General features: G+C 66.8%; 1 protein-coding gene and 1 pseudogene. Both read left to right on the forward strand.

Features of this window, described 5'->3' with window-relative positions; all coding sequences use genetic code 11:
- Positions 1–458: ATP-binding cassette domain-containing protein (locus tag EN780_RS35880; RefSeq protein WP_133372938.1), on the forward strand; the 458-nt coding region annotated here is incomplete at its 5' end.
- Positions 455–785 (forward strand): annotated as a pseudogene (locus EN780_RS35885) (ABC transporter permease); the annotation flags it as partial. The gene EN780_RS35880 and the pseudogene EN780_RS35885, both read left to right, overlap by 4 nt.

Genomic DNA, 785 nt, shown 5'->3' on the forward strand with positions numbered 1-785 from the left:
GCCTCGTGGTGCCCGACAAGGTGTCGCGCTACGGCTTCTTCAGCCGCCGTCGTGAGCGCGCGCTGGTCGCCCATCACGTCGCCGAGCTCAAGGTAAAGACGCCGTCGATCGAACAGGCAGTGGGAAAACTTTCCGGCGGCAACCAGCAGAAGGTCGTGTTCGCCCGCTGGCAGGCACGCGGGCCGGCGGTGCTCATCCTCGACGAGCCGACGCGCGGCATCGATGTCGGCGCCAAGGCGGAGATATACAGGCTGATCGAAAGCCTGGCCGACCGGGGCCTCGCCATCCTGCTCATCTCCTCCGAAATGCCGGAGCTGCTCGGCCTCGCCGACCGCGTGCTGGTCATGCAGGGCGGACGCATCAGCGGCGAGCTGCCTTGGCAGGAGGCGAGCGAGGAAGCGGTGCTGGCGTTGGCCATGCGCTCGGGGAAAGAGACAATCGAAAGGAGGGTATCGTGACCGATACCACGACGGCCGGCCGCGAGCGCGTGCCGGCAACCCTGCTTGGCCGCATCGGCGCGCAGAACATCAGCCTGCTGATCGCGCTGGTGGTGCTGTTGGCGATTTTTGGCGCGCTGAGGCCGGACGTCTTCTTCACCCCGCGCAACCTGATCAACATCGGCCTCGCGGTCACCCTCCTCGGCATCCTCGCCATGGCGCAGACCGTCGTCATCGTCTCCGGCGGGCTCGACATATCGGTCGGATCGATCGTCGGCCTGAGCACCATGGTGCTTGCCGTCGCCGCGCAGGAAACCGGTTCCATACCGATCGGCATTCTGGCCGGCC

The sequence above is a fragment of the Mesorhizobium sp. M4B.F.Ca.ET.089.01.1.1 genome, from assembly GCF_004022605.1.
In the GTDB taxonomy this organism is placed as follows: Bacteria; Pseudomonadota; Alphaproteobacteria; order Rhizobiales; family Rhizobiaceae; genus Mesorhizobium; species Mesorhizobium abyssinicae.